Origin of the sequence: Pseudomonas sp. NPDC087346, assembly GCF_044744235.1 — a bacterium.
In the GTDB taxonomy this organism is placed as follows: domain Bacteria; phylum Pseudomonadota; class Gammaproteobacteria; order Pseudomonadales; family Pseudomonadaceae; genus Aquipseudomonas.
On the sequence record NZ_JBIUXX010000159.1, the window covers coordinates 1 to 2,343 of the forward strand.

Consider the following 2,343-nt stretch of genomic DNA (forward strand, 5'->3'; position numbering starts at 1 on the left):
TATTGGACAATGAGGCTGCCGCCACCGTATTGCGTGCCTGCGTCGCAAACCACGACAAACTCAAGCATGACCTGCAGGAGTTCATCGACTCCACCACGCCATTGATCCCCGTCCATGACGAAGATCGCGAAACCCAGCCAACCCTGGGCTTTCAGCGTGTACTGCAACGTGCTGTCTTTCATGTACAGAGCTCGGGCAAACGCGAAGTAACCGGCGCCAACGTGCTGGTTGCAATCTTCAGTGAGCAAGAGAGTCAGGCAGTGTTTCTGCTGAAACAGCAGAGCGTTGCGCGCATCGATGTCGTCAACTACATCGCTCATGGCATCTCCAAGGTGCCGGGGCATGGCGATCACTCTGAAGGTGAACAAGATATGCAGGACGACGAGGGCGGTGAGTCTTCTTCTTCAGGCAATCCTCTGGATGCTTATGCCAGCAACCTCAACGAACTCGCACGCCAGGGTCGTATTGATCCGTTGGTCGGTCGCGAAATGGAAGTCGAGCGTGTCGCGCAGATCCTGGCGCGTCGTCGCAAGAACAATCCGTTGCTGGTAGGCGAGGCAGGCGTGGGTAAAACCGCGATTGCCGAAGGTCTGGCCAAGCGCATTGTCGACAACCAGGTGCCTGACCTGCTGGCCGGCAGCGTTGTGTATTCCCTCGATCTCGGCGCTCTGCTCGCGGGCACCAAGTATCGCGGTGATTTCGAGAAGCGCTTCAAGGCGCTGCTCAATGAACTGAAAAAACGTCCGCAAGCGATCCTGTTCATCGACGAAATCCACACCATTATTGGTGCAGGTGCTGCGTCCGGTGGCGTCATGGACGCTTCGAACCTGCTCAAGCCGCTGCTGTCGTCTGGCGACATTCGCTGCATCGGTTCGACCACGTTCCAGGAATTTCGCGGCATCTTCGAGAAGGATCGTGCGCTTGCACGGCGCTTCCAGAAGGTCGATGTCGTCGAGCCGTCGGTGGAAGACACCATCGGCATTCTGCGCGGCCTGAAAGGGCGTTTCGAACAGCATCACAACATCGAATACAGCGATGAGGCGTTGCGTGCGGCTGCTGAACTGGCCTCGCGTTACATCAATGACCGGCATATGCCGGACAAGGCCATCGACGTAATCGACGAGGCGGGTGCCTACCAGCGTCTGCAGCCGGTCGAGAAGCGCGCCAAGCGCATCGAAGTGCCGCACGTTGAAGACATCGTGGCGAAAATTGCGCGGATTCCGCCGAAGCACGTCACCAGTTCCGACAAGGAGCTGCTGCGTAACCTTGAGCGCGATCTGAAGCTGACGGTGTTTGGTCAGGACGCAGCGATCGATTCGCTGTCGACTGCGATCAAGCTGTCTCGTGCCGGGCTGAAATCGCCTGACAAGCCTGTCGGTTCGTTCCTGTTCGCAGGGCCTACCGGTGTCGGTAAAACCGAGGCTGCGCGGCAACTGGCCAAGGCGTTGGGTATCGAACTGGTTCGCTTCGACATGTCCGAGTACATGGAGCGTCACACCGTATCGCGTCTGATCGGTGCGCCTCCAGGTTATGTCGGCTTTGATCAGGGCGGTCTGCTGACCGAGGCGATCACCAAGCAACCGCATTGCGTATTGCTGCTCGATGAAATCGAGAAGGCGCATCCAGAAGTCTTCAACCTGCTGTTGCAGGTGATGGACCACGGTACGCTGACCGACAACAATGGGCGCAAGGCGGACTTCCGCAATGTGATCGTGATCATGACCACCAACGCCGGTGCCGAAACGGCAGCTCGCGCTTCGATCGGTTTCACTCATCAGGATCACTCGTCTGATGCGATGGAAGTGATCAAGAAGAGCTTCACGCCGGAATTCCGTAACCGTCTGGACACCATTATCCAGTTTGGTCGCCTCAGTCATGAGGTTATCAAAAGTGTGGTGGACAAGTTCCTCACCGAGCTTCAGGCGCAGCTGGAAGACAAGCGTGTGCTGCTTGAGGTTACCGACGCCGCGCGTAGTTGGCTGGCGGCCGGTGGTTACGATTCGGCGATGGGTGCGCGTCCGATGGCTCGTCTGATTCAGGACAAGATCAAGCGTCCGTTGGCGGAGGAGATTCTGTTTGGCGAGCTGGCCGAGCATGGCGGTGTGGTTCACATCGACATCAAGGATGGTGAGCTGACGTTTGACTTCGAAACTACCGCTGAGATGGCCTGACGGTCGGTTGTAAGCTCTAAAGGCGCCTTCGGGCGCCTTTTTTATTTGGGTGTATATCCATTGCTGCGGTGATGGCCGCTTAGGGTTCCGCCCTTACGGCGGGTCACTTTTGGCAAACGCCCCAAAAGTAACCAAAAGGTCTGTGCCCTGACGTTCGGCCCGCTCGCTGGGG

1 protein-coding gene is annotated in these 2,343 nt (G+C 57.6%); it reads left to right on the forward strand.

What is annotated here, in order from left to right; translation table 11 throughout:
* Nucleotides 1–2,171, forward strand: a 2,171-nt coding sequence (gene clpA / locus ACIOZM_RS31730; protein ID WP_401221612.1) for an ATP-dependent Clp protease ATP-binding subunit ClpA, incomplete at its 5' end; no start/stop codon positions are given.
* Nucleotides 2,172–2,343: the final 172 nt, after the last annotated feature.